2 protein-coding genes are annotated in these 1,095 nt (G+C 41.9%); both read left to right on the top strand.

All coding sequences use genetic code 11. The features are described 5' to 3' along the window. The coding region (gene brnA, locus KDK16_RS11590) for a type II toxin-antitoxin system BrnA family antitoxin (protein WP_257276232.1) at window positions 1-260 on the top strand (260 nt) is incomplete at its 5' end. Between the two features lie 103 nt (window positions 261-363). Continuing rightward, window positions 364-855: a GNAT family N-acetyltransferase gene (locus KDK16_RS11595; RefSeq protein WP_257276233.1), complete on the top strand. Its 492-nt coding sequence runs from the start codon at window positions 364-366 to the stop codon at window positions 853-855. The last annotated feature ends 240 nt before the right edge of the window (window positions 856-1,095 follow it).

Raw genomic sequence — 1,095 nt, forward strand, 5'->3', positions numbered from 1 at the left:
CCGTTCGAGAACAAAGGAGATTACTTGCTATGAAAACTGAAGATTTCGACAAAGCCTTTGATGAGGGCAGTGAGCTAATTGATAATGTGGTTCAGTGGGACAAGGGTCATCGTCCTGATTTTGATACAAAGCGTGTCAATATTGACTTTCCAATATGGATGATCAATGCCCTTGATAAAGAAGCAGCCAGGCTTGGAGTTGCTCGTCAAGCAATAGTAAAAACATGGATGGCTGAAAAATTAGATCAAACCCGCAGATGAGAGCGCAGCATAGCAAGTGCAGCCAACGGGGACGCTCACTGCGCTCGCTCCCTTGCTGCAGCCGTTAGGTGTGTCCACATATCACGGTTAAGAGGCAGAAATAATGATAAGAGAGGTCGAAAGCAGTGATATTAAACGGATTGTAGAAATTTATAATCACTATGTAAGGAACACTGCATTTACGTTTGAAGAAGAAGAGATTTTAGCATCTGATATTGATTTTAGGGTTAAGAAAATTAAGTCAGATGGTTTGCCCTGGATCGTGTTAATAAATGATTCAAAAGTAGTCGGTTATGCTTATGCTTCACAATGGCATGACCGTAGTGCATATCGGTTTTCCGTAGAAACTACTATTTATCTTGATCCGAACTTTCAAAGTAAGGGACTTGGTAGCGCTTTGTATAGAGAGTTGTTAAAAAAATTACAGAGTAAAAGAATTAAAACAGCTATTGGTTGTATAACATTGCCAAATGAAAAAAGTGTTGCCTTACACGAAAACTTAGGAATGAAAAAAGTTGCTCATTTTGAGAAAGTAGGGTTTAAGTTCAATCAGTGGCAAGATGTTGGCTACTGGCAAATGATCATGCCCACCTAACAAAAAGTTCAAGTTCGTTCCGGGGGCTGCGCCTTTCCATCAGACGCCGCCTGCGGTGCCGCCGCTTAACCTGGCGTTAGGTGTCTCTGTGCAATCTCTCAATGTCTGCTATGCTGACTGCTCCTGCAACAAATGATAATGGTACGCAGTATGTCACTGGAATATCGTGTAGAGAAACTTGAATCCCATTTTGAATCGCTGGATAACGCTGTACATCGGCTCATCGAGATTACCGGGGAA

Source organism: Endozoicomonas sp. SESOKO4 (assembly GCF_024606275.1).

Bases quoted from the DNA above. Each gene is read 5' to 3' on its own strand.
- KDK16_RS11595 (WP_257276233.1), top strand. From the start codon at position 364: ATGATAAGAGAGGTCGAAAGCAGTGATATTAAACGGATTGTAGAAATT.